This window comes from Pseudomonas sp. 2995-1 (assembly GCF_002742505.1).
GTDB classification, from domain to species: Bacteria; Pseudomonadota; Gammaproteobacteria; order Pseudomonadales; family Pseudomonadaceae; genus Aquipseudomonas; species Aquipseudomonas sivasensis.
Window position 1 is genome coordinate 1 of the sequence record NZ_LJSA01000466.1, and the last position, 409, is coordinate 409.

Below are 409 nucleotides of genomic sequence, written 5' to 3' on the forward strand. Positions count from 1 at the left end.
ATTTCAATGATATTCGTAAATTAATGACCATCCTTTATTCGTTACTAAAAAAAGATGGTGTGATGATTTTAAGTGATTTTCATCCACTAAGAAAGTGTATTGGAGAAAGTCCTGAATCTATCAATTACTTTGATGAGCAGATACAAGATGGTGACATAGCATATAAACATTTTTTTAACGAAGATGAACAAAAAAGCTTTCCTCATGTTTCAATTAAGTCGTACACGCTTAGCGAAATTATAAATTCGATAGTTACAGTGGGCTTTACTTTAACGAGATTCGATGAGCATAAAGGGTGGGATAATGAAAATATCCCATGGGAATTTACCATTCTAGCGAATAAATAACATCAGTTTTATGTAAAAAAGGAGGGGTTTGTATTGGAGATTAGAATACTTAAGCCTACAGA

1 protein-coding gene is annotated in these 409 nt (G+C 32.0%); it reads left to right on the forward strand.

The features are described from left to right. Positions 1-347: hypothetical protein (locus tag AOA61_RS31290; RefSeq protein WP_218197379.1), on the forward strand; the 347-nt coding region annotated here is incomplete at its 5' end. Between the last annotated feature and the right edge of the window lie 62 nt (positions 348-409).